This window comes from Campylobacter felis (assembly GCF_030250085.1).
GTDB classification, from domain to species: domain Bacteria; phylum Campylobacterota; class Campylobacteria; order Campylobacterales; family Campylobacteraceae; genus Campylobacter_D; species Campylobacter_D upsaliensis.
Genome location: NZ_JANURX010000004.1, coordinates 23,086 through 47,035, shown reverse-complemented (window position 1 = coordinate 47,035; position 23,950 = coordinate 23,086). Strand labels below are relative to the sequence as shown.

At 34.8% G+C, this 23,950-nt stretch carries 25 protein-coding genes; 12 read left to right on the top strand and 13 right to left on the bottom strand.

Going from position 1 to position 23,950, the window contains the following annotated elements; translation table 11 throughout:
* Nucleotides 1-51: 51 nt before the first annotated feature.
* Both ftsW and murG read left to right on the top strand, forming a co-directional pair.
* A complete protein-coding gene (ftsW, locus tag NYG92_RS03370; RefSeq protein ID WP_270977060.1) occupies nucleotides 52-1,215 on the top strand; it encodes a putative lipid II flippase FtsW in 1,164 nt (387 codons plus the stop codon).
* The gene (murG, locus tag NYG92_RS03365; RefSeq protein WP_257421580.1) at nucleotides 1,209-2,225 is read left to right on the top strand and encodes an undecaprenyldiphospho-muramoylpentapeptide beta-N-acetylglucosaminyltransferase; all 1,017 of its coding nucleotides are present in this window, start codon (nucleotides 1,209-1,211) and stop codon (nucleotides 2,223-2,225) included. The genes ftsW and murG overlap by 7 nt, the downstream gene beginning before the upstream one ends.
* Here murG and NYG92_RS03360 read toward each other — a convergent pair.
* Genes NYG92_RS03360 through NYG92_RS03300 form a run of 13 tightly spaced genes read right to left on the bottom strand, consistent with a single transcriptional unit; the run spans nucleotide 2,212 to nucleotide 15,078 of the window.
* Nucleotides 2,212-2,658, bottom strand: a complete 447-nt coding sequence (locus NYG92_RS03360) for a hypothetical protein (RefSeq protein WP_115632602.1) — start codon at nucleotides 2,656-2,658, stop codon at nucleotides 2,212-2,214. The two genes, murG and NYG92_RS03360, sit on opposite strands and share 14 nt — an antisense overlap.
* The gene (locus NYG92_RS03355) at nucleotides 2,658-5,888 is read right to left on the bottom strand and encodes a cytochrome c biogenesis protein (protein ID WP_289233526.1); all 3,231 of its coding nucleotides are present in this window, start codon (nucleotides 5,886-5,888) and stop codon (nucleotides 2,658-2,660) included. The genes NYG92_RS03360 and NYG92_RS03355 overlap by 1 nt, the downstream gene beginning before the upstream one ends.
* A complete protein-coding gene (locus tag NYG92_RS03350) occupies nucleotides 5,889-6,584 on the bottom strand; it encodes an ABC transporter ATP-binding protein (protein ID WP_004274904.1) in 696 nt (231 codons plus the stop codon).
* Nucleotides 6,571-7,341, bottom strand: a complete 771-nt coding sequence (locus tag NYG92_RS03345; protein WP_027304089.1) for an ABC transporter ATP-binding protein — start codon at nucleotides 7,339-7,341, stop codon at nucleotides 6,571-6,573. The genes NYG92_RS03350 and NYG92_RS03345 overlap by 14 nt, the downstream gene beginning before the upstream one ends.
* Nucleotides 7,338-8,390 carry a branched-chain amino acid ABC transporter permease gene (locus NYG92_RS03340; protein ID WP_270977064.1) on the bottom strand — a complete coding sequence of 351 codons (1,053 nt, stop codon included), beginning with the start codon at nucleotides 8,388-8,390 and terminating at the stop codon, nucleotides 7,338-7,340. The genes NYG92_RS03345 and NYG92_RS03340 overlap by 4 nt, the downstream gene beginning before the upstream one ends.
* Nucleotides 8,390-9,286 carry a branched-chain amino acid ABC transporter permease gene (locus NYG92_RS03335; RefSeq protein WP_270977066.1) on the bottom strand — a complete coding sequence of 299 codons (897 nt, stop codon included), beginning with the start codon at nucleotides 9,284-9,286 and terminating at the stop codon, nucleotides 8,390-8,392. Before NYG92_RS03335 ends, NYG92_RS03340 begins: the two co-directional genes overlap by 1 nt.
* A 16-nt stretch (nucleotides 9,287-9,302) precedes the next feature.
* Nucleotides 9,303-10,412 carry an ABC transporter substrate-binding protein gene (locus NYG92_RS03330; protein WP_289233525.1) on the bottom strand — a complete coding sequence of 370 codons (1,110 nt, stop codon included), beginning with the start codon at nucleotides 10,410-10,412 and terminating at the stop codon, nucleotides 9,303-9,305.
* A gap of 10 nt (nucleotides 10,413-10,422) precedes the next feature.
* Nucleotides 10,423-11,538, bottom strand: a complete 1,116-nt coding sequence (locus NYG92_RS03325) for an ABC transporter substrate-binding protein (protein ID WP_289233524.1) — start codon at nucleotides 11,536-11,538, stop codon at nucleotides 10,423-10,425.
* Between the two features lie 22 nt (nucleotides 11,539-11,560).
* Complete coding sequence (locus NYG92_RS03320) at nucleotides 11,561-11,980, bottom strand: c-type cytochrome (protein WP_270977072.1); 420 nt, start codon at nucleotides 11,978-11,980, stop codon at nucleotides 11,561-11,563.
* A gap of 11 nt (nucleotides 11,981-11,991) precedes the next feature.
* Nucleotides 11,992-12,189: a mini-MOMP protein gene (locus tag NYG92_RS03315; protein WP_214141573.1), complete on the bottom strand. Its 198-nt coding sequence runs from the start codon at nucleotides 12,187-12,189 to the stop codon at nucleotides 11,992-11,994.
* Nucleotides 12,190-12,242: 53 nt separating this feature from the next.
* A complete protein-coding gene (locus tag NYG92_RS03310; RefSeq protein WP_139021944.1) occupies nucleotides 12,243-12,749 on the bottom strand; it encodes a YqhA family protein in 507 nt (168 codons plus the stop codon).
* Complete coding sequence (locus NYG92_RS03305; RefSeq protein ID WP_027304081.1) at nucleotides 12,749-13,777, bottom strand: aspartate-semialdehyde dehydrogenase; 1,029 nt, start codon at nucleotides 13,775-13,777, stop codon at nucleotides 12,749-12,751. Before NYG92_RS03305 ends, NYG92_RS03310 begins: the two co-directional genes overlap by 1 nt.
* Before the next feature lie 5 nt (nucleotides 13,778-13,782).
* Nucleotides 13,783-15,078 (bottom strand): sigma-54-dependent transcriptional regulator, encoded by a 1,296-nt coding sequence (locus NYG92_RS03300; RefSeq protein ID WP_289233584.1) that lies wholly within the window; start codon nucleotides 15,076-15,078, stop codon nucleotides 13,783-13,785.
* 132 nt (nucleotides 15,079-15,210) lie between these two features.
* Here NYG92_RS03300 and ruvB point away from each other — a divergent pair, with 132 nt between their 5' ends.
* From ruvB to NYG92_RS03250, 10 genes are all read left to right on the top strand, one after another.
* Complete coding sequence (gene ruvB / locus NYG92_RS03295; protein ID WP_289233523.1) at nucleotides 15,211-16,218, top strand: Holliday junction branch migration DNA helicase RuvB; 1,008 nt, start codon at nucleotides 15,211-15,213, stop codon at nucleotides 16,216-16,218.
* A 2-nt stretch (nucleotides 16,219-16,220) separates the two neighbouring features.
* Entirely contained in the window at nucleotides 16,221-17,264 is a 1,044-nt protein-coding gene (locus NYG92_RS03290) for an AI-2E family transporter (protein WP_289233522.1), read from the top strand.
* Nucleotides 17,265-17,305: 41 nt separating this feature from the next.
* Nucleotides 17,306-19,165: a flagellar assembly protein A gene (locus NYG92_RS03285; protein ID WP_289233521.1), complete on the top strand. Its 1,860-nt coding sequence runs from the start codon at nucleotides 17,306-17,308 to the stop codon at nucleotides 19,163-19,165.
* Nucleotides 19,141-19,692 carry a Holliday junction branch migration protein RuvA gene (gene ruvA / locus NYG92_RS03280; protein ID WP_082200371.1) on the top strand — a complete coding sequence of 184 codons (552 nt, stop codon included), beginning with the start codon at nucleotides 19,141-19,143 and terminating at the stop codon, nucleotides 19,690-19,692. The genes NYG92_RS03285 and ruvA overlap by 25 nt, the downstream gene beginning before the upstream one ends.
* A 10-nt stretch (nucleotides 19,693-19,702) precedes the next feature.
* Nucleotides 19,703-20,743 carry a D-alanine--D-alanine ligase gene (locus NYG92_RS03275; protein ID WP_289233520.1) on the top strand — a complete coding sequence of 347 codons (1,041 nt, stop codon included), beginning with the start codon at nucleotides 19,703-19,705 and terminating at the stop codon, nucleotides 20,741-20,743.
* Entirely contained in the window at nucleotides 20,740-20,955 is a 216-nt protein-coding gene (locus NYG92_RS03270) for a type II toxin-antitoxin system Phd/YefM family antitoxin (RefSeq protein ID WP_270977114.1), read from the top strand. Before NYG92_RS03275 ends, NYG92_RS03270 begins: the two co-directional genes overlap by 4 nt.
* A gap of 1 nt (nucleotide 20,956) precedes the next feature.
* A complete protein-coding gene (gene estV, locus NYG92_RS03265; protein ID WP_270977081.1) occupies nucleotides 20,957-21,694 on the top strand; it encodes an EstV family lipase in 738 nt (245 codons plus the stop codon).
* On the top strand, nucleotides 21,684-23,117 hold the full coding sequence (locus NYG92_RS03260) for a Mur ligase family protein (RefSeq protein ID WP_270977082.1): 1,434 nt from the start codon (nucleotides 21,684-21,686) through the stop codon (nucleotides 23,115-23,117). The genes estV and NYG92_RS03260 overlap by 11 nt, the downstream gene beginning before the upstream one ends.
* 61 nt (nucleotides 23,118-23,178) lie before the next feature.
* Nucleotides 23,179-23,442, top strand: a complete 264-nt coding sequence (locus NYG92_RS03255) for a DUF2018 family protein (RefSeq protein WP_004274923.1) — start codon at nucleotides 23,179-23,181, stop codon at nucleotides 23,440-23,442.
* Nucleotides 23,443-23,949 (top strand): exporting protein, encoded by a 507-nt coding sequence (locus NYG92_RS03250; protein WP_270977083.1) that lies wholly within the window; start codon nucleotides 23,443-23,445, stop codon nucleotides 23,947-23,949.
* Nucleotide 23,950: the final 1 nt, after the last annotated feature.

The window sequence follows — 23,950 nt, the reverse complement described above, 5'->3', positions numbered from 1 at the left end:
AGTTTAAAAATTCGTGTTATAATGGAGCTTTGTTATTTTATAAGGGAAGTAATGGTCGCGGACAAAAAATTATTTTATTTAAGCTGTGTTTTAATCACCATAGGTATCATTTTTTCCTATTCTTTAACCACTTTTACCATTTTATATTTTGATTATAATGAATTCCATTTTTTTATACGCCAATTTTTTTTTGGCGTTAGTGGAATTTTAATGATGTTTTTTCTCTCAAAACTTAATCCAGATAATCCAAATTCCTATAAAATCATACTTGCTATCCTTATCTTTTCCTTTTTTGCCATTATCATCTTGCCTTTTTTGCCGACAAATTTGGCGACTGAAAGTGGAGGTGCAAAAAGGTGGATTAGGCTTGGTCCTGTTTCTATCTCCCCTGTTGAATTTTTTAAAATCGGTTTAATTTATTTTTTAGCTTGGTCTTACACAAGGCGTATTAATGATGAAAAAAAGGCGATTAAGCACGAAATTCTTATACTTTTGCCTTATTGTATTGTAGCGACTCTAGTCATAGGCTATATTTATATCACGCAAAATGATTTAGGTCAAAGTGTTATTAGCTTTTTTCTTATCCTTGCTCTTGCCTTTTTTGCTGGTGCTAGCAAAAGGCTTTTTGCTTTTGGAATTTTAATTGTGATGATGATAGGCATAGCCGTCATTTTTAGTAATCAAAGAAGAATTCAACGCATTGCAAATTGGTGGGGTAATATACAAGACGCCTTTTTGCCTCTACTTCCCGAGTGGATTGCTTCAGCTATTCGTGTGAGTGAAAATAGCGAACCTTATCAAATTTCACACTCACTTAATGCCATAGCACACGGAGGCTTTTTTGGAGAGGGTTTGGGACTTGGAATTTTTAAGCTAGGCTTTTTGAGTGAAGTGCATACAGACTTCGTTCTTTCAGGCATTACGGAAGAAATAGGGCTTTTAGGATTAGCTTTTATTTGTTTTCTTTATCTTTGGATGATACTAAGAATTTTTAGAATCGCTGGACGATGTGATAAAAAGGAGCATTTTATCTTTTGCTCTGGCATAGCTTTACTTTTACTTTTTTCATTTTTTATGAATGCTTTTGGTATCATCTCACTTACCCCACTAAAAGGTGTCGCCGTGCCTCTTTTAAGTTATGGCGGAAGCTCAATGTGGGCGATTTGCGTGGGGCTTGGCTATGTTTTAATGATTTCAAAAAAGGTTAAATTATGATAGTTTTAACAGGTGGAGGCACAGGAGGGCATTTAAATATCGTTAAATGCCTACTTGAAAGTGCGGTAAAAAAAAATTTAGACTGCATTTATATAGGAAGTGAAAATGGGCAAGATAAAGCGTGGTTTGCAAATGAAGAGCGTTTTAAGACTAAGTATTTTCTAAGCTCAACAGGAGTGGTTAATCAAAGCAAATCGAAAAAATTAAAAGCCTTAAAACATATCTTAAAGCTTTCCTTTAAGTGCCAAAAAATTTTTAAAGAACATAGTATAAAAGCTGTCATTAGCGTGGGTGGATATAGTGCTGCACCTGCTTCTTTTGGAGCGATTTTTGCAAGAATTCCACTTTTTATCCACGAGCAAAATTCAAAAAGCGGAAGTTTAAATTCCTTTCTTAAACCTTTTTCTAAAAGCTTTTTTAGTGCTTTTGAGAAAGAAGTTATCCCCTACCCTGTGGGAGAAGATTTTTTCACTCTTGCAAGAGAAAGAAAAGAATTAAAAACAATCATTTTTCTAGGAGGCTCTCAAGGTGCTAAATTTATCAACAATCTTGCCATAAAACTAGCACCAATGCTTAAAGAAAAGGGAGTAAAAATAATTCATCAATGCGGAAGGGAAGATTATGAGCTTTGTGAAAAAGCTTATAAAGAGCTTAATATAAATGTCGATTTATTTGCCTTTCATAATGATTTAGCCTCGAAAATGAAGGAGGCGGATTTGGCTATTTCAAGGGCTGGAGCTAGCACCTTATTTGAGCTTTGTGCAAATACTTTACCAACTATTTTTATCCCTTATCCTTATGCCGCTAAAAATCATCAATTTTTTAATGCTAAATTTCTACAAGATAGGGCTTTATGTCAAATTTTTACCCAAGAACAATGCCAAAACGAAATGACTTTTTTAAATTCAATTTTTACAATGAATTTAAAATACATCAGTCAAAAATTACAAGGCGTTACGCAAAAAAATGGAGCAGATTTAATGCTAGAAAGGGTGCTTAACTCTCTTTAATCTTGCGTTTAGCAAGTCCCATTTGCTCATAGGCGTCAATTTCCTTTTTATAGGAGTTAGAGAGCTTTTTTAATTCTCTATTTAAAAAACTTACATTTGTAGCACTTGCATTAGCATTTGAAGCAAAGCTTGAAACAAATTCAAGCTTTTTCTTAGTCGCCTCGTCTAAATCCTTAGAAGTCTTAGAGCCCAATTTATGTGTAGCGATAAAAAGAGTGGCAAGCTCCTTTAATTCGCTATCGCTTAGACTAGTATCCGCCGCCTTAACAATCATCGCTTCTAAATCTGTGCTAAATTTTTTCTTAAAAACAACCGCCTTTTCTATCTTTTTAGGAGTTTTTTCTCTACCACCAAGAATCAAAAAGGTTATCAAGGCAAAAATAAGAAGCAGCACTCCAGCCGCACAAAGAACAATAAGTGTAATGTGAGACATTAAAGCCTACTGATAAATTTTCGCTTTCTATAAGCTAAAATTCCCAAAATGACCATTAAGCAAAAACCCCAATAAACATAATTTGGAATTTGCGTTGCCTCACCAGCAGCGTAAGAGTGCATACCGACCAAGAAATAATTGACTCCGAAATAAGTCATAATAATCACCCAATAAGCAAACATACTCCAAAGTGCAAAAATAAACTGATTCGCATATTTAGGAATCATTCTAAGGTGCAAAATTGCCGCATAAACAAGTATGCTTACAAGCGACCAAGTTTCTTTACTATCCCAGCTCCAATATCTCCCCCAACTTTCATTAGCCCAAATAGCACCCAAAAAATTTCCCACCGTAAGCAAACAAAGTCCCAAAATCATCGCCATTTCATTGATTCTAGTCGCTTCTGTGATATTTCGCAAAAGTCCGCTTTGTAAATTTCCATCTTTTTTAAGAAAACACATCAAAATTAAGGTGAAAATTCCAAGCAAAGCACTTAAGCCAAAAAATCCGTAACTCGCCGTAATCACGGACACATGGATACTAAGCCAGTAAGAGTGTAAAACGGGCATTAGAGGTGTAATTTGCGGATTCATTTCATTTAAGTGAGCCACAGCCAATACGATACCCGCTAAAATAGATGTCAAAGAAAGAGAAATGGGGCTTCTTTTTGAGAAAAATATGCCAGAAAGTGCCAAAGCCCAAGCGATATAAACCATACTTTCATAAGCATTACTCCAAGGAGCTCTCTCAGCTAAATAAGCTCTAATGCCAAGCCCTGCCGTGTGTATCGCAAAAACAAAAATATTTAAATAATACACAAGTTTAAAAATAAAATTAATTTTAAGCTTATGATTAATCATTTTAGCTAAAACTAAAAGTAAAAGTAAGAAGCCAGCCAAAAGATATACGGGGATAAGCTTGACAAAAATTTGCACCTCATTAATGAAAATTTCCGTAGCGATTTTTCTTTCATTTGGCATAACGCTAGAGCCAAATTTAAGCTGATATTGCTTAATTAAATTTAACCCCTCATTTGCCTTAGACCAATCGCCACTTACCAAAGCCTCATCAACAGAGCTAAAATAATTCTTAATCAAAGCCCAAACAAGCTCTTGCTCCCTACCCTGCAAGTCTTTTAAGGCAGAAAAAGGCGGAAGCCAAAGATTATTTTCATCATTTTGCTTAGGGATAATCTTAAACAAAACTCCACCAAAAACATAATTAACAACATTTGCCCTTTCATCTAAAGCGATGATTTCTTTATCAAAAACACCTCTAGCATTTGGATTTTTGCGATTAGCATTTTCAACATAGCGTTGAAGCTTATAAAGTCCATCCTTAGTGAAAAAATCCTTATAAGCTATATATTTAGCACTTTTTATATCTAAAATTTTAGCGATTTCATCTCTTACAGCTTCATTTTTAGGCATAATGATAAAGGGTTCTTTTTGCCACTCGTTAGGATTCATCATCATAGAAAGCACAACGGCACTTGCTTCTTGATTTTGATAGCGATCACTTTTTCGAATTTTTTCTAAAACCTCTTTTGCTAAAGTATCAAAAGGACTCATTCTTCCATCAAATTTTTGCACCACTAAAAAATTAAGCGTTTTAGCATGCTCCTTATCTATGACAGGCAAATTATTTTGTGCTAGAGCCTTACTCGCTCCAAAACAAAAAAAGAAAACCAAAAGAAAGGCGGCAGAATTTTTCATAGCTTCTTTGTTAATGAGCTTGGCTAGAGTTCTAAATCTTGAATGTGGATTAAGCAAATTTAAAAACATACCAAAAGAAAGCAAAAAATAACCTATATAAGTAGGAATTTTGCCTGGGTCCTGATTGACTGAAAGGATAGTGCCTAGCTCATCTTGATCATATGAGCTTTGATAAAAGCGGTAGCCTTTATAATCTAAAACATTATTCATAAAAATCCTATAATCAAATTCCCTATCTTTATCTTTCACAATCACTTCACTCGCATAAGATGCTGGAGAATTTGACCCTGGATAGCGATCCATTACGAAGTCTTTAAGATAAAGCGTAAAGGGAAGCTCTTCATAACTATAAGTCCAAGAGATAAAAAATTTACGCCCAGCAAGTTCTACGGATATGGGATTATCATACTCAAACACTACAACTTCTTTATTTTGTCCCTTATAATTTAGCTCAAGTTTTAAAGCATTGCGTCCCGTTAATTTAAGCGCCTGATAGTCCTTACTCATCGCAAAATCTTTCAATCCCAAAAGCCAAGAAGTCTTCCAAGTTTGTGGCTCACCAAAAGAAGAGACTAAAAAGGTGCGTCCCACTTCTAGCCAAGCACTCTTAAACCACGCCCAAAAGCTAGAATCTTGCTCCCTATTAACTCCCCCAATGCTCTCCTTTGCACTCAAAGAAGCAAATTTAACTACAAAATTAACATCATTTAATTCATAGAGTCTTCTTTCTTTCACACTTTCCTTAGTTTTTGCTTTTAAAATAGCACTTGTGCCATCGCCCATATTCAAAAATTTCAAATCTTCACTAGAACTAAGCTCTAAATTTTCATCAATTTTGACAAAAGGTGCTTGAACTGCATCATTTAAGAAAGCAAAATGAACTCCACCTAAATTTTTAATCTCTCCCTTTTTAAAAACAATCTCACTTCCTTGCATACCCTGCGAAGAAAGCATTAGGACAAGTAAGGGAGAAGAAGCATTATTTTCCTCAAAGACATAATTGGCATCTAAAAGCAGATCTTTATAAATCAAATTCGCCTTTTCACTCATATTAAGCTGCATATTAAAAGAATTTACAAAGGGTAAAACGCCTATGTGTTCGGTATTGACACTACTATAAATCGCACCATTTTCCACTGCTGAAAAGCGTATAATGCTTTTTGCACTTTGCATAATAGAATTTTCATCCTTTTCTCTTATATGGAGCATACCTTCAAAGCCACCATATCGCGTCATCGCACTACCCAAAAGAATGAATAAAAAAGAAAAATGAAAAATCATTAATGGTAGTTTTTTAAGTCTAAACATCTTATAGGCAAACATTGCACAAAGCAAATTAATGCCAAGTAAAAGTTGAATATAACCAAACCAAGCAGTGCCATAAATCATAGCCCAAGCAGTAGGCGTCCCATAAGCACTTTCGATAAAGGTTGCCAAAGCGCAAAAAAGTGCAAAAAGCAAAAATAAAGCAATGGAAATTCGCAAATCTCCCACGCTTTTTAAGAAATTCTTCATTTATAATCCCAAATATTTCTTTTTAATATCATCATTATGAATCAAATTTTGTGCCTCATCTTGCATTACTATATGTCCATTTTCTAAAACATAAGCATAGTCGCTTATCTTAAGAGCTGAAAAGGCATTTTGCTCGACCAAAAGTATGGTAATGCCCTCCTCCTTTAAACGCACAATAATATCAAAAACCTCGCCCACAATCTTTGGTGCAAGCCCCAAAGATGGCTCATCAAGCATTAAAAGCTTAGGCTCACTCATTAAAGCCCTAGAAATGGCTAACATCTGTGCCTCGCCTCCGCTTAAATTCCCAGCCAAAGTGTGCTTTTTACTTACAAGGCGTGGGAAGAGTTTATACATTTGCTCTCTTAAATGCTCGTAATTTTCACTATTATTATAAGCACCTATTTTTAGATTTTCTTCAACGGTTAAATTGATAAAAACTCTACGCCCCTCAGGAACTAAAGCTATGCCTTTTTGCACTAAAGTATGCGTTAAATGTCTCTTTGTTTCATAACCTAAAAAATTAATTTCTCCTGTTCTTTTGACAGAATTTAATAAGGCATTTAAAGTCGAAGTTTTACCCGCTCCATTTGAACCTATGAGTGAGACAATTTGCCCTGTCTTAACTTCAAAACTAATCCCCTTTAAAGCCTCAATCAAACCATAATAAACATGTAAATTTTTAACAATCAGCATCAAAATCCCCCAAATAAGCCGCTATAACCTCTTTATGATTAATCGCATCGCTTAATTTACCTTCAAATATCGTTTTTCCATAATCTAAAACCAAAACCCTATCACAAAGTTTATTGACAAATTTCATATCATGCTCTATCAGCAAAATACCCATTTTATAATCTTTTCTTAATTTAAAAATAAGATCTGCTAAAGCCCCACTTTCTGCACCATTCATTCCAGCAGCTGGCTCATCGAGCAAAAGAAGGCTAGGATTTGTCGCCATAGCTCTTGCAATCTCGACCTTTCTTTGCTGTCCATAACTCAAACTTGTCGCCTTATGATAAGCCACATTGTCAAGCTCAAGCTCTTTTAAAAGCGTATAGGCTCTATCTTTAAATTCGCTCTCCACTCTAGAAAAACGCCCTAAATGCAAAAAAGCTTCTAAAATGCTATATTTCATTTGATTATTAAAACCTATCAATACATTTTCAAGCACATTCATACTAGAAAAAAGTCTAATGTTTTGAAAAGTTCTAGCTATACCACAATGCACAATTTTATGAGGCTTAAGCGTATCAATTCTTTGCCCTTTAAATAAAACCTCTCCGCTTGTTGGCTTATAATTTCCTGTAATAATATTAAAAAGCGTCGTCTTACCCGCACCATTTGGACCAATGAGAGCGAAAATTTCACCCTCACTCACACTAAAAGAGGTTTCATTAATCGCCTTTACTCCGCCAAAACTTTTAGAAATTTTTTTTAATTCCAAAATCATTTTTCACTCCCCCTAAAACGCTTTTGAAAGGCTTTGAAAATTTCTACCAATTCCTTATCGCCCATAATGCCCCTTCTAGCAAAAAGCATAACAAGTATAAGTATAAGAGAAAAAACGACCATTCTAAGTCCATGTCCGGTTTGAATTTCTGCTCCAAAAAGATTCATTTGAATTTTAAATTCATCTAAAAATCTTAGCCATTCTGCTCCGCCTATAATCAAAACAGAGCCTAAAATCGCCCCAGTAGTCGAACCAAGTCCTCCCAAAACGATAATGATGAGAAGTTGAAAGGTTAATAAAAAGTCAAATTGCTCTGGCGAAACTGTCGTTAAAAGACAAGCCAAAAGCCCTCCTCCAACGCCCTCTAAAAATGCCGAAGTGCCAAAAGCAAGAGTCTTAATCCAAAAGGTATTAATCCCCATAGCACTTGCCGCGTCCTCATCATCTCTTATGGCTTTCATCGCGCGTCCATATTTGGAATAGACTATGTTTAAAATTAACATAACAGCGATAATGGCTATGCCACCTGTCCAATAAATATTAGAATAAGCTGGAATTTCATTAATTCCTCTTGAGCCATTTGTAAAAGTAGGAAAACTAAGGGCTAAAAGCTTGATAATAATGCCAAATCCTAGCGTTACAATAGCTAAATAATCTCCTCTCACACGAAAAACCGCAAAAGAAAGGATAAAAGAAAGCAAACAAGCACACAAACCAGCCGCAAGTAAAGCCACAATAAAGCTTGGAGAGTGTAGGGCTAAAATGAAAGGATTGATCCCATCATAAAAAAATTGCTCCTCCTTCGCCTCCGTGCTTAAAAGCACCAAAGCTGCGACATAAGCACCCACAGCCACAAAGCCATTTGGCTCTAAAGAAAATTGTCCCGTAACGCCATTAATTAAATTATAACTTACAGCTAAGATGATAAAAATGGCGATTTGATTAACTATGCTCATACCATAATCGCTAAAAATCTTAGGCGAAATAAAGATGAAAGCAAGTGCTAAAAATAAAAATATCAAATGCGAAATTTTTACTCTACTCATCATCAAAACCTACTTTTTTCAAAATTAATGCCTAAAATTCCAGTAGGCTTAAATAATAAAATAAAAACTAAAAATATAAAAGCAAAGGCATCTTTAAAGCCAGAAAGCTCAGGGAAAAATGCCACAGCAATAACTTCTGTTAATCCTATAATCAATCCCCCTATCACAGCCCCAACCACAGAGCCTATACCTCCCAAAACAGCTGCTGCAAAGGCTTTAAGTCCTATGAGTGTGCCCATAGTCGGGGTAATAGAATAATACATACTTGCCCAAAACACTCCTCCCACAGCCGCCAAAGCAGAACCTAATGCAAAAACCATAGCAATGATACGATTTGCGTCAATTCCCATTAAATTCACAGTTTGCACATCAAAAGCTAAAGCACGAATTGCGATACCATATTTGCTTTTATATAAAATCAAAAGCACAATCACAACGATAATAAAAGTAATCAAAGGCACAAGCAAACTACCAAAAATAACGCTTACTCCACCCATATTAATCAATTCTTCAAAATAAGCCGGCGGTAAAAAAGCCTTTGGAGTGGAGGTAAAAAGCATATTGAAAAGATTTTGCAAGAAAAAGCTAATGCCTATAGCTGTAATAAGCAAAGAAATTCTAGGAGCTTTTCGCAAAGGTTTATAAGCTATCTTATCCGTAGCTATCCCCACAACCATAGCAAAAATCATAGCCAAAGAAAGTGCGCCCAAAAAAGGCACATTAAGACTAGTAATGCAAAAAAGTGCAGCATACGCGCTCACCATCATAATGTCTCCATGGGCAAAATTAATCAGTCTTAAAACTCCATAGACCATAGTATAACCCACAGCAATGAGCGCATACATACTGCCGAGGCTAAAGCCATTAACCAGCTGCTGCAAAAATAAAGTCGAATCCATAATCTACAAATTTCCCTTAAGGGTTAATAATATCTTTAAAAACTTGCTTTTGATTTTTAATCTCTTTAAGCACAACCGAACGCGTAGCATTTCCTGTTTCATCAATACTAATTATTCCAGAAACTCCTTCAAAATTAGTCGTTTGATGAATTTTTTCATTAACGCAAATTGGAGTTAGATTATCCACGCAAGCATTAAGGGCATTAAACATCACAAAATAAGCATCTGCACCCATAGCCGTGAAATTCGACACTTCTTTAGTGCCTTTTGTTTTTTCATAATTGGCAATGAAATCTTTGCTAAGCTTTGTTGTAGGATTATGAGAGTCAAAACTATCAGTAAAGATATAACCCTCACTTGCACCACCTGCCAATTCTATAAAGCTTTGATCAGCCACTCCATCAGCCGAAGCCATAGGTGTTGATAAGCCGGCATTTCTTGCCTGACGCACAAATAAAGACGCTTCACTATAATAAAGTGGCAAAAAGATAAATTCTGGCTTTAAGCCTTTTATTTGTGCAATGATAGCTTTAAAATCCTTATCGCCCGAATTAACTCTCAAGCTTTTTAAAACCTTACCGCCCTTAGCACTAAATTCTTTTTCAAAAGCCCTAGCCAAACCCAAAGAATAATCTGTGCTTTGATCTAAAACTAACACGGCATTTTTATAATTTAAATTTTCAAAAGCATATTTTGCCAAAGAAGCACCTTGAAAACTATCCATAAAACATACTCTAGAAGAATAACTTTTTTTATCCAAAAGTCTATCTCCTGTGGCTGCTGGAGCAATGAGAGGAATTTTGTTATCCTCGGCTACACGCATCACTTGCAAGGTATTTGCCGTTGTCATTTCGCCTATTAAACCAAAAACTTTATCTTGCGAAACAAGACGATTGGTTGCACTTGAAGATTCTAATTTATCGCCCTTAGTATCAACTACAACAAGATTAACCTTATCGCCATTTTGTAAGGTTGTTTGTAAAGAATTAGCCAATCTAATCCCCTCTAAAGCACTTTGCCCATAAGCTGCCGTTGCGCCCGTTAATGGCAAAACAACACCTATTCGAATTTCCTTAGCGCTTAAAGTTGCTACTAAGCAAGTTATTAAAACTAAACTTTTCTTCATCACTTTACCCTTATGGATTAATTACTGTTTTATAAACTTGTTTTTGGTTTTTAATTTCTTTTATTACCACAGAACGCGTAGTATTGCCACTAGCATCTATGGTAATTAATCCTCCAACGCCCTCAAAATTAGTCGTTTGATGAATTTTATCATTGACACATTCAGCATTTAGATTATTAACGCAAGCATTCATTGCATTAAGCATTACATAATATGCGTCTGCACCCATAGCAGAAAAAGCTGGAAGCTCCTTTACGCCCTTAGCCTTTTCGTAACTAACAATGAAGTCTTTACCCAATTTTGTGCTAGGATTATTAGAATCAAAACTATCTGTGAAAATCACACCCTCCACAGCATTACCGCCAAGCTCGATAAAGGCTTGATTATTTACCCCATCTCCTGCTGCTAAAAGCTTATCAAAGCCCATTTGTCTAGCTTGTCTTGCTATAAGGGCAGCTTCTGGATGATAGATTGGCATATAGACAAAATCCGCATTTAAAGCCTTAAGCTGAGAAATAACAGCTCTAAAATCTTTATCGCCAGAATTTATCATCAATTTTTTAAGCACCTTACCGCCATTTGCTGTAAAGCTTTCCTCAAAAGCCTTAGCAAGACCTAAAGAATAAACATTACCTTGATCCACGATAAGAACAGCATTTGAAAGCTTTAAATCTTTCGCTACATAATTGGCAAATTTATCGCCTTGAAAACTATCTTTAAAGCAAACCCTACTAGCATATTTTTTCCTATCTAAAAGTCTATCTGCAGACGCTACAGGTGCAATAAGTGGGACTTTTTTATCTTCTGCTATGGAGATAGCTTGAATTGTATTAGGCGTTGTAGCCGCTCCTATAATCCCCAAAACACCATTTTGAGAAATGAGACGATTAACCCCACTTGAAGTTTCTAGCTTATCGCCCTTATTATCAATCACAATAAGATTTACTTTATCGCCATTTGAAAGAGTTGGATTTAATTTATTTGCCAATTCTACTCCAGCAAAAACATCCTGACCATAAGCTGCAATTGTGCCTGTTAAAGGTAAAACAACCCCAACATTAACATCTTTTGCATACAAAAAGCTCGTTAGAGCTAAACTCGTCAAAGCTACAATACTTTTTTTCATTTTTTCTCCTTTTAAAATAAATTTACTTAATAAAAATTCCGTGCTTAGTTTTTTGAGGCGGCTCTTCCTCAAGTAAATCTTTCACTTGCAATTCCACCGCAAAATCTTCGCCTTTGATATAAGCAATAATTTCATCAATTTCAGCATGGCTTAGATTTCTAGAATGCACAGCCATATTGACAGAATTTCCTCCCTCTAAGGTGAAGTTAATTAAAGAAGATTTGATATCTTCTGGCTTCATATCTTTTAAAGCCTTCCCTGAAATTTTTCTTTCGCCAGCATCACCGTGGCAAGTTTGACATTTCTTTTGAAAATATAAATCTTTAGCTTTTTGCATATCATAAGTTTTACCCGCATCAAAGGTATAGGTAAGAAAAGATTTTAAATTAACCCCAAAAAGACCGACAATAAAAATAGAAATTAAAAATACAAATTTCGCCATATAAAAAAACCTTATTGAATCGTAATATCTGTGCGTGTTTTGGTGCTAGACTTTGAATTTTTACTCTTTAGCTTTGCGCTTGAGCTTTCATATCTATAACGCACCGTGCCTGAAACTTCCACATCTTTAAAGACTTCATCAAGAGGAGCTGCACTAGAAACTAAAATATTTGAGCTTAAAAATACACAAATAATAGCAAATTTCCTCATTGTTTCTCCTTAAAGTTTGATAAAATGAAAGATTATAGCAAAAAAAAGTTAACTCAATGCCCACCCTTATGTAAAAAATAAAGCCCTACACAAAGTGCCAAAATGGACCCAGCCAAATAAGCCATATCTACAGGAGTCGCAAATTTCATCTGTAAAACACGCTGAAAAAAATTCACCACCAAAACCATAATAATCACTTTTGCAAGCTTGTCCTTAAGCTGGTCTAAGCTATGCACCTCCAAGACTTTACTTTGCTTAGTTTGCTTAAATTCCTCTATCTCGCTGATAAAAAGCTCATATACTCCAAAAGAAAAAATAAATAAAACCAAAGCCATCAAATATAAATCCACAGCCCCAATAATCAGCCCTACAACATCTTCGTGCAAGTCAATCTCAACGCCCGAAGCAAAGAAATATTGATAAGTGAAAAAAATCACTTTTAATACATCATAACTCGCAATGAAAAACAACACAAAAGCCCCAACAAGTCCAAAAATAACAGGTAAAATTGTAACAAAGCGACTTTTTATCAATAAGCCTTCAAACATCTTTTCCAACATCATTTTCCCCTTAACTCAAGCCATTTTTGTGCGATTCTTACAGCATTTGTCGCTGCTCCTACGCGAATTTGATCCGCCACACACCATAAGTGTAAAACATTATCACGACTAATATCTTTACGAATTCTCCCCACATAGGTTTCATTTGTATCACTAGTAAAAAGTGGCATAGGATATTTTTTATTAGCCACATCATCAATAACTACGACACTTGGAGCTTTTTTAAGAATTTCTCTAGCCTTTTTCACATCAACTTCTTTTTCAAAATGCAAACTCAAAGCCTCACTATGACTTCTAAGCACTCCCACACGCACACAAGTAGCCGAAATTTCTAGGTTTTTATGTAAGATTTTTTGCGTTTCATTGACCATTTTAAGCTCTTCTTTTGTGTAGCCATTATCGCTAAATTCATCGATTTGCGGGATTAAATTAAGCGCTAAAGTGTAAGGAAAGGTATTAGCCTTAAATTCATCAAGCTTAAAGGCAAAAAAGCTTTGAAGTCCTTCCACAAGCTCCGCCATACCCTCTTTGCCAGCCCCACTTGCCGCCTGATAAGTCGCCACATCGACTCTTTTAAGCTTAAAAACTTCATCTAAAGGCTTTAAAATATGCACCATTTGTATGGTTGAGCAATTAGGATTTGCAATGATACCTGTTTTTTCCCAAAGCTTTATATCTTCAGCATTACACTCAGGGACAACTAAAGGCACATCTTGATTCATTCTAAAATGACTTGTATTATCAATCACGACAGCACCAGCCTCCACAGCAAATTTAGCATATTTTGCAGAGATACTTCCTCCCGCACTAAAAAAGGCTATATCGACAGGATTTTGCTTAAAAACCTCTTCAGTTAGCTCCTTGACCTTATAAAATTTCCCCCTAAATTCCACTTCGCTTCCTGCACTCTTCGCACTTGCTAAAGGCAAAATGCTTTCAACAGGAAAATCAAGCTCATCTAAGACATTTAAAAGCTCCTCACCAACAGCACCTGTTGCACCCACTATGGCTATTTTTTGTTTTTTCATTTTCTTTATCCTTTGATGTGATATTTTTTCATTTTTTCTTTTAAAATTTTAAGTTCCATACCTAAAAATTCCGCCGTTTTCTCTACATCATAGTTCATATTTTTAAGACCTTCTTCTAAAAGCTCTTTTTCTAAATTTTTTAGCTCTTTTTTTGTGCTTCTTGCTTCTAAAAATAAATCTTCTTTAGAAATTACATCTTGCTCACTTAAAATGCAAGCTCTTTGCACTATGGAGATAAGCTCTCTTATATTGCCCGGAAATTCATAATCTAGCAGGGCATTTTGCGCTTCTTTGCCTAGCTCTTTACTCTCAAGTTTATATTCTTTGCAAGTGTCCTCTAAAACTTTTTTAGCAATGTCTAAAATTTCTTCCCTACGCTCCCTTAAAGGAGGAATTTGTATAGGTAGAGTATTTAAGCGGTAGTAAAGATCGGCTCTAAATTCTCCATTTTTAATCTTTTGCTCTAAATTTGCATTTGTCGCACTGATGATTCTCACATCGATTTTGATAGCTTTTGTGCTTCCAAGACGCGTGATTTCTTTCTCCTGCAAGGCTCTTAATAATTTTGCTTGAATTTCATAGGGCATTTCGCCAATTTCATCTAAGAAAAGTGTGCCTTCATTTGCCATTTCAAAAAGTCCTATTTTTGTCGCATTTGCATCTGTAAAAGCTCCTTTTTCAAAGCCAAAAAGCTCACTTTCAATCAAATTTGTAGGAATAGCCGCCATATTGATAGCCACAAAAGGTTTTGAGGCTCTTTTGCTATTTTTGTGGATATGCCTTGAAAAAAGCTCCTTTCCCACCCCACTTTCACCAAAAAACATCACCGCAGCATCTGTTTTTGCTGCCTTTTCGCTCAATTTTAAAGTCGCTTCTAATTTGGCTGAAGTTGCAAAAAAGTCATTTTGTGTTAAATGATCCTTTTTAACGCCCTTTTTATCGCTTGTTTTTTCGCGTATGATTTTCGCTCTTTTAATCGCCTGAACTAAGGTATTCACATCAAAAGGCTTGGTTAAAAAGTCTTTTACACCCAAACGCACTGCTTCAATGGCACGGTTAAGCGTGGCATTACCCGTGATGATGATAAAATCATACTTATTCTCACAGGCTTTTACAAATTCAAGTCCGTCAAGTCCGGGCATATTAATATCTGTAATAATTAAATCCGTATCATCGCTAAGTTTTTTTAAAGCTTCAGTGGCAGATTTGTAAGACTTGATTTTAAATTCTTCATATTCTGCTAAAGCGATTTCTAAAGATTTTCGCATATTAATATCATCTTCAACTATAACCAAATTCATCATTTCCCTTTAAATTTAAAGCCCATACTTTAGCAAAAACAAGCTTTTAAACAAATTAAGCTCATTTCATCTTTTTTTAAAAAGCCTTTTGCTAGAATTCGCAATTTTTATCACATTTTAAAGAAAGCGATTATGGATAGGATAGTAGAAATTGAAAAATTCTCCCCCGATGAAACTTATGAAAGTTCTTTGCGACCTTCAAATTTCGATGGTTATATAGGACAAGATAATATTAAAAAAAATCTTCATATTTTCATCAACGCAGCCAAAAAACGGGGCGAATGCCTAGATCATATCCTTTTTAGCGGACCTGCTGGACTTGGCAAAACGACCTTAGCCAACATTATCGCCACAGAAATGGGAGCAAATATCAAAACCACAGCCGCTCCAATGATAGAAAAAAGTGGAGATTTAGCGGCTATTTTAACGAATTTAAGCGAAGGTGATGTGCTTTTTATCGATGAGATTCATCGTCTTAGCCCTGCGATTGAAGAAGTGCTTTATCCTGCTATGGAGGATTTTAGGCTTGATATTATCATAGGAAGCGGACCTGCGGCTCAAACGATTAAAATCGACCTTCCCAAATTCACACTCATCGGTGCGACCACAAGAGCTGGAATGCTTAGCAACCCTCTAAGAGACCGCTTTGGTATGCAATTTCGCCTTGAATTTTACAAAAATGAAGAACTTGCTCTCATCTTGCAAAAAGCCGCCCTTAAACTTAATAAAAACTGCGAAAAAGAAGCAGCACTAGAGATTGCCAAGCGTTCGCGTTCCACTCCTAGAATCGCTCTAAGACTTTTAAAGAGAGTGCGTGATTTTGCCGATGTCAATGATGAGGAAAATATTAGCCTCGTAAGAGCCTATGAAGCCTTAAATTCGCTAGGGGTTAATGAGCTGGGCTTTGATAGTATGGATTTGAGATATTTAGAGCTTTTAACCTCCGCTAAAGGTAAAGCTATGGGGCTTGCAAGTATAGCGGCGGCTTTAAGCGAAGATGAAAATACGGTTGAAGATGTGATTGAGCCTTATTTACTTGCAAATGGCTACATCGAACGCACCGCTAAGGGACGCATCGCTAGTGCAAAAAGCTATGCTACGCTTAAGCTAAATTATGAAAAAACTTTATTTGAGGACTAAATTTGAAAAGTGGGAAAATATTTTTAATTTGTTTTATTTTGGTTATTTTAAGTCTTTTGCTTTATCTTTTTAAAAGCTTTTTGCTTGTGATGGCAATAGCCGCTCTTATGGCTGTGGCAACTTCAAATTTACACGCTAAATTCTTAAGCCTTACCAAGCAAAGAAAGCTTTTAGCCTCCACACTTACAACCTCCTTTATGATTTTACTTTTTTTCGCACCTTTTATCTATACAAGCATAGAGCTTGCAAAGGCTTTGAAAAATTTCGATATTAACCTCATCACCCAAACTCTTGATTACATTAAACATTACGAATTTTCTCTGCCCTCTTCTTTGGAGTTTTTAGAGCCTAAGATTAAAGAATTTATCGCTGAACTTGATTTAAATTCGCTTTATAGACAAGCTCTTACTTACGCTTCAAGCTTTACAAAATCAGGAGCCAAATTTCTTATGGATATGGCTTTAATTTGCGTGTTTTATTTCTTTGCAAATCTTTACGGCACAGAACTTGTCATCTACTTAAAGTCCATAGTTCCCATTAACAAAACCGAACTTGATGAAATTTTAGGCGAAGTGGGTAATGTTATGGCTGTGGTGCTTTACTCTATGATTATCGTGGCGATTTTCCAAGGCGCACTTTTTGGAATCATAATGTTTTTTTATGGCTATGATGGACTTTTAATGGGTGTGATTTTTGCGGTTAGCTCTTTAATCCCTGCTGTGGGTGGGGCTTTGGTTTATGTGCCTGTGAGCCTTTATACCTTTGCTTCTGGGAATTTAAATAGTGCGATTGTGATACTTGTTTATTCTTTCATAATGATTTCTTTTGTTGCTGATACACTCATTAAACCACTTATTATAAAATGGATTAATGAAAAGCTCGTTAAAACCCCGACAAATATCAATGAGCTTCTTATCTTTCTTGCGATGATAGCTGGAATTTCAAGCTTTGGCTTTTGGGGGATTATTTTAGGACCTGCCATTTTAACCTTTTTCATTTCCACACTAAGGCTTTATAATATTTTAAAAGATAAGAATTTGATTTAAGGTTATGCGTTACAATTATATTTTTAATTAAGGAGTTTGTTTTGGCGAATTTTGATAATGTCGTTACCTATACAGAGAATCCTTACAAAGAAATGCTAAGTGTTGCCTCAAGGACGGGTCTTAGTGTGCAAGAACTCGACTTTAAACTTTTAGCCTTTTCGACTCAATTTTGCTTTGGAGAGGGGCAATGGGAGAAAATCGCCGAAAAAGATCTCGTTAAATTTGATGATGATCAAATTTTTTTAAAAAAAGATTTACAAATTAAGCAAGAATATAAAATCGAAATTTACCAAAATATAGAAAATGATATTTATGCAAATGCCATTAAATTAGTCGCAAATAAAAATCTTACCAAAATCATCGCACAAATCGACCTTAAAGCTCTAGCTTATGAAGATAAAATCGCCATTAAAATTCTGCAAAATATCTATAAAAAAATGTTAAAACTCAAATTTCTCATAGGAATTCGCATTTTTGACTTTAAAAAAGATTTATTAAATCTTTTAGTCAAACATAAAGCCTCAGCTATAAAACAAGTCGTTTCCATTACCATAGCAAAAGGCGTAGAGCCGACCCTTAGTCAAGATGAAGAGTTAATTTTATGCTATAAAGAAAAGGCTAAAAACTACACCTTAGACGAGCAAAGGGCTAATATCATCGTGGTTGATGAAAATGAAATCGTGTTAAAGCACATAAAGGCTAAGGTCGGTGCAGAGGGCAAAGATTTAAATTTACACAATTTAGAAGTTTTAGAACCTAAAGAAAATAAGATTAACTTTTCTTGCTCTAATGCCTTTAAAAGCGAAGAAAAGGAAAATATAGTCGAGTATATCGCTCTTAAAAAAGGCTTTGTTGTAGAAAATGCTAATAATTATGACATCGCAAATGAGCTTGAATTTGGAGCGGTTGATTTTAAAAGCATTGGTAATATCAATGCAAGCTTAGATAAAAATGTCAAGATTAACATCAAATTTGCATCTGATATGCAAGATGCTGTAAATTCTGGCGTAGGGATAGAGTGCGAAGAGCTTAATATCATCGGCAGTGTAGCAGGAAATACAAATCTTAAAGCCACTAGACTTAAAATAGAAGGTGCAACGCACAGCAAGGCAAAAATTTATGCTAAAAATGGCTATATTAAAACGCACAGAGGTGTGGCAAGTGGAGAGAACATTAGCGTAGATTTACTTGAGGGAGGAAGCATTAAGGCTAAGGAAGTGCGAGTTAAAAAAAGCTTGGGAGGGATTATTGAGGCTGATAAAATTTACATAGAAGCTCTTGTGACAAATAATACTTGCACTTTTTTTGAAAATATTGTAGTAGAGCGTTTTGAGGGTGATAATAACAAATTTTTTGCCAAAGTTAAAACCCTAGATAAAAATTACGATGAAGAATTTAAAAATATAGATGATGAGCTTTTTAATCTCCAAAATAAAATGCAAAATTTAAAGCAAAGCATACTAGTAGGAAAAAGTGCCGTAGCGACACTAGAAATGCAAATACAAAAGTTAAGAGAAAATAAGCAAAAAATCCCAGATAAATTTTTAAAAATGCTTGAGGATTATGCAAAATTAAACGAAGAATTGCAAAAATTGACTCAAATGCAAAAAGAGCTTTTAGAAAAAAAGGCAAATTTGAATGAAGAATTATTGAGACTACAAGATGCACTTTTAAACGCTAAGTTGATTAATAGAGGCGGAAAATGGAGCGATATGAATGAGGTGAGGTTTTTCCTTATCGCACCTAAAAATGAACTTTTTTTCGCTTCTAGTGCTGATGAGGCGGTAAGATATATAGGGCTAAAAAAAAGCATACAAAATAATAAAGAACTTGTAGAGCTTGAAAAGAAAATTGATTATGATGAAAAGGATACGCAATGGTTGTCGCCATCGAAGGGATAATTACTAAAAAAGAACCCACTTTCGCAGTATTAAAAACTCAAAATGGCGTGAGTTATGGAATTTACATCTCCCTTTTTTGTGCAGCTAAATTAGAACTTCACGCCAAATGTGAGCTTTTAATCACGCAAATTATAAAAGAAGATTCACACAAGCTTTATGGCTTTTTAGAAAAAGATGAGCAAAAAATTTTTGAAATGCTTTTAAAAGTCAATGGCATCGGTGCAACAACGGCTATGGCTATATGCTCAAGCCTCGATAGTAACGCCTTTTATAAAGCCTTGACCTTAAATGATGAAAGTGTATTTAAAAAAGTGCCGGGCATTGGTGCAAAAAGTGCAAAGCGCATTATTGTCGAGCTTAGCGATTCTAAAATCGCACTCACAAATGTCAGTGATAATAAGGCTGAAGCTCTAGCCGCTCTTCTTTCTCTTGGCTTTAAACAAGATAAAATTCTAAGCGTTTTAGCCACTTGCGAAGCAAAAGACACAAGTGAGCTAGTCAAAGAAGCTTTAAAAAAACTTGCATAAAAGGATAAAAATGAAATTTGCCATACTTTTTGGAGGGAATTCTTACGAACACGAGATTAGTATAGTCAGTGCTGTAGTGCTTAAAAAAGTGCTAAGTGAAGAAGCTTTGTTTATATTTTGTGATGAAGAAAGGGAGTTTTATCTCATTAAAGCTTCAAATTTGAATGCCAAAACTTTCAGCTCAAAAGCCTACAAAAAAGAGAAAAAGCTTATTTTAAAACAAGGAGGCTTTTATCTTGAGGGCTTTTTGGGAGAGAAAAAGCTCGAAGCCAAATGCATGATAAATCTTATCCACGGAAGAGACGGAGAGGATGGTAAAATCGCCGCTTTGTTTGAATTCTTTGGAATCAATTTCATAGGACCGCGTTTAGAAGCTAGCGTGCTGTCTTTTAATAAAGAACTTACCAAGCTTTATGCTAAAAGCGTAGGCGTGAAAACTCTTGATTACTTCACACTTAAAAAAGGGCTTCAAACTAGCTTTAAGCCGAATTTTCCTTGCATTTTAAAACCTGTGCGTTTAGGAAGCAGTATAGGCATTAGCATAGCTAACAATGAAGAAGAGTTAAACTATGGTAAAGATGTTGGTTTTGAATTTGACGACACTTTGCTCGTAGAAGATTTTAAAAAAGATATTAAAGAATACAATCTAGCAGGTTGTATGATAGGAGATGAGTTTATTTTCTCCATCATAGAAGAGCCTAAGAAAAAGGAATTTTTGGACTTTGAGCAAAAATACCTTAGCTTTTCAGGGCATAGTGAATTGATAGAAGCAGATTTAAGCGAAGAATTAAAAGAAAAATTAAAAGAATCCTTTAGTAAAATTTACAATCCTCTTTTTAAGGGTGCTTTGATAAGATGTGATTTTTTCATCCTTGATAATGAAGTGTATTTAAATGAAATTAACCCAAATCCTGGCTCTTTGGCAAATTATCTCTTTAAAGATTTCAATTCTACGCTGAAAAATCTTGCCAATAGCGTCAAAAACGAGCCTAAAATTAAGATCAATTATAGCTTTTTACATAGCATCAATGGACAAAAGGGTAAATTATAATGCTTTGCAAGCAAGATGAAATTTACACAGCGACTGAAGTGGTTAGAAATTTTAGCCCCATTTTAGAAAAGCTTAAAGCAGATCCTTCCAGTAAAATCGTTATTCTTAAAAATAACAAATTTGAGGCTGTAATGTTAAGCGTTAAAGAATATGAGCGTTTGGAAGAAGCGGTGAAACTTTTAGAAAATATCTATAAAAATCAAAAGGGCTAAAATGGCACAAAGTATAGTCGTTTATAAACATCAAAATTACGCCCTTAGCTATGAAGTCATAGGACTTGAAAAAGAAGAAAAAATTCTCATCTTACACGGCTGGGGAGCAAATAAAGAATTAATGATAAATGCCTTTTCACATCACTTAAAAGACTTTTGTCAAATTTATGTAGATTTACCGGGCTTTGGTCGCTCAAGCGTAGAAGAGGTGCTTGAAAGTGAGGATTATGCTTTGATTGTGGGGGAATTTTTAAAGATGAAGGGCTGGGAAATCGCCTATTTTATGGGGCATTCTTTTGGAGGGAAAATTTGCGCCCTTCTTGCTAGAAAAACTTCAAACGCTTTCTTAATTTTACTTTCAAGTGCAGGCATTATCGCCCCCAAATCTTTTAAAGTGCGTTTTAAAATCGCTCTTTTTAAATTCCTCAAAAAGCTTGGTTTTGGCTCTTTTTACCGCTTTTTTGCAAGTAAGGACGGAGCAAATTTAAGCCCTTTAATGTATGAAACCTTCAAAAAAGTAGTTGATGAAGATTTTAGTGCAATTTTTAAAAGCCTTGAAAATCAAAGTCTTATTTTTTGGGGGGAAGAGGATCAAGCCACACCGCTTAAAAGCGGAGAGCTTATTAATACTCTAATAAAAAAAAGCACATTTTACCCCTTAAAAGGTGATCATTTTTTCTTTTTACAAAATGCTAAATTCATCGCTGACACCATAAAAAAGGCTAAAAATGCTTCATAGTATCTATTTTTTAAATACTCTTTTATTTAATTTTTGTGTCGCTTTTTATCTTATTTTGGCACTTCAGTGGTATTCTTATAAGCTTAAACGCCTTGTTTTTCATTATCATAAGCCCTTATTACATCTTTATTTTCTAGCCCTACCTCATGTTATTTTTATCACATCTTTAGGCTTTTCGTGGTTTTCTTTAGCGTATTTTACGCTAATCCACACGCCTCTTTTATATTTTTGGCATAAAGGCATTGACAAAAAGCTCGTTTTTACCACTAAAGTAAAATGGTTCTTTTGCTTTGTTTTTGCCTTTAATGTGCTTTTTTCCATACTTTCCTTGCGTTTTTCTTTTCTTTTTAATCTTTTAAGCCTACCTTGCGCTTTAATCTCTCTTAAAATTTTAGACCTTTTACAAGCACGCTATTTTCTCAAAAAAGCTAAACATAAAATCTTAAAAAATAATCATTTGACCATCATACTCATCACAGCAAGTTTTGGAAAAACTAGCATTAAAAATTTTCTTTACGAGCTTTTAAAAGACGATTTTATCACGCATAAAAGCCCAAGAAGTGTTAATACCCTAATGGGAATTGTTAAAGATATTAATGAAAATCTACAAGAAAATACTCAAATTTACATTGCTGAAGCGGGAGCTAGGCTTAAGGGGGACATTTTAGAATTAAGCTCATTTTTAGAGCCACAAATTTGCATTATAGGCGAGATAGGTGGAGCGCATTTGGAATATTTTAAAAATATAGAAAATACAAGAGAAACAAAGCTTGAAGCCCTGCAATCAAAACGCCTCAAACAAGCCTTTTTACACTCAAGCACTCTTAAAAAAGATGAAAGTAATATGATAATTTATGATAACTTACTTCTTAATTTTAATGCAAATCTTAATGGAATTGATTTTTCGTTGCGTTTAAATGACAAAGAAGAGTTTTTTCAAAGCTCCATTTTGGGTGCTTTTAATGCAGAAAATTTATGTGCTTGTGTGTGCTGTGCGAATTATTTAGGCGTAAAGCTGGAAACAATTAAAAAGCAAATTGCCAATTTAAAAGCCGTAGAACATCGCTTACAAATCATATCAAAAGAGCCAAAATTCATCATTGATGATGGTTTTAATGGAAATTTTAAGGGTATGAGTGAAAGCTATCATTTAGCAAAAAGTTATCAAGGACGCAGGGTTTTAGTAACTCCGGGCATTATCGAGGGAAGTGAAGAAGATAACAAAAAACTTGCTAAAATCATTAACGAAAGCTTTGATTTAGTCATCATCTCCGCTCACATTAATGCCGCACTTTTTGAAAAAGAGCTTAAAATCAACAAAATCATTTTAAAAGAAAAAGCAAAGCTTGTGGAAATTCTAGCCAAACATACTAAAAATGGGGACTTAATCCTCTTTTCAAATGATGCGCCGAGTTATTTATAACCTTAAACTCTTTTTAACACTTAAAATTCTATAATCAAAAATTTAAAATTAAAGGGAAAAAATGGATTTACTCGATGCTATGTTAAATAAAAGCCCTAAAGAAAAATTCCTAGAAATTATTCAAAATGGAAATTTAGGCGCCTTAGAAAAAACCTTTGAAAATTTTTTTGCAGAATACATTGCTATGATTGAGCTTTTAGAAAAACAGGGCTTAAATGAAAACGACCTTAAAAATTTCATCTTGGAAAATAACGAATTAATAGAGCAAAGGCAAAATGATATCTTCATAGAGCTTGGAGCAAAAATTTTAGGACACGAGGGCTAAATGAAGGTTTTTTTTACGCTAGTTTTTTTAACAATAAGCACCTTTGCTTCGGCACCTATTTTTGAGCATATTTATAAATTTGAGCTTAAAAAAGATGAAAGAGCTAGTGTGCAAATTAAAGAACTAGGCTATGAAGATGAGGTGCAAAATTTCGATTTTTACTGGACTCTTTTTGATAATACCAACATTATCGTGCATTCTAAATTTAGAAAATTTCCGCGTCAATTTGTGCTTTCTTTGCGTAGGAATTTAGACTGGGCTTCGCAAACCTTAATCCCTGATTATCAAAATCCTCACATTGACAGGGCAAGGCTTATTTTAGAATTTAGTGATTATAAAAAGGGCATTGCTACTTTTACAATTTATATCGAAGATAAGGACTCTAGGCTTATGGTAGAGTTTTTAGACCCGCGAAAAATACCCCTAAAAAACCCACCGCAAAATAATCAAATCGTGCCAATGATAGACCTAAATCAACCGCAAACTACGCCACCAACAAGGAACTAAA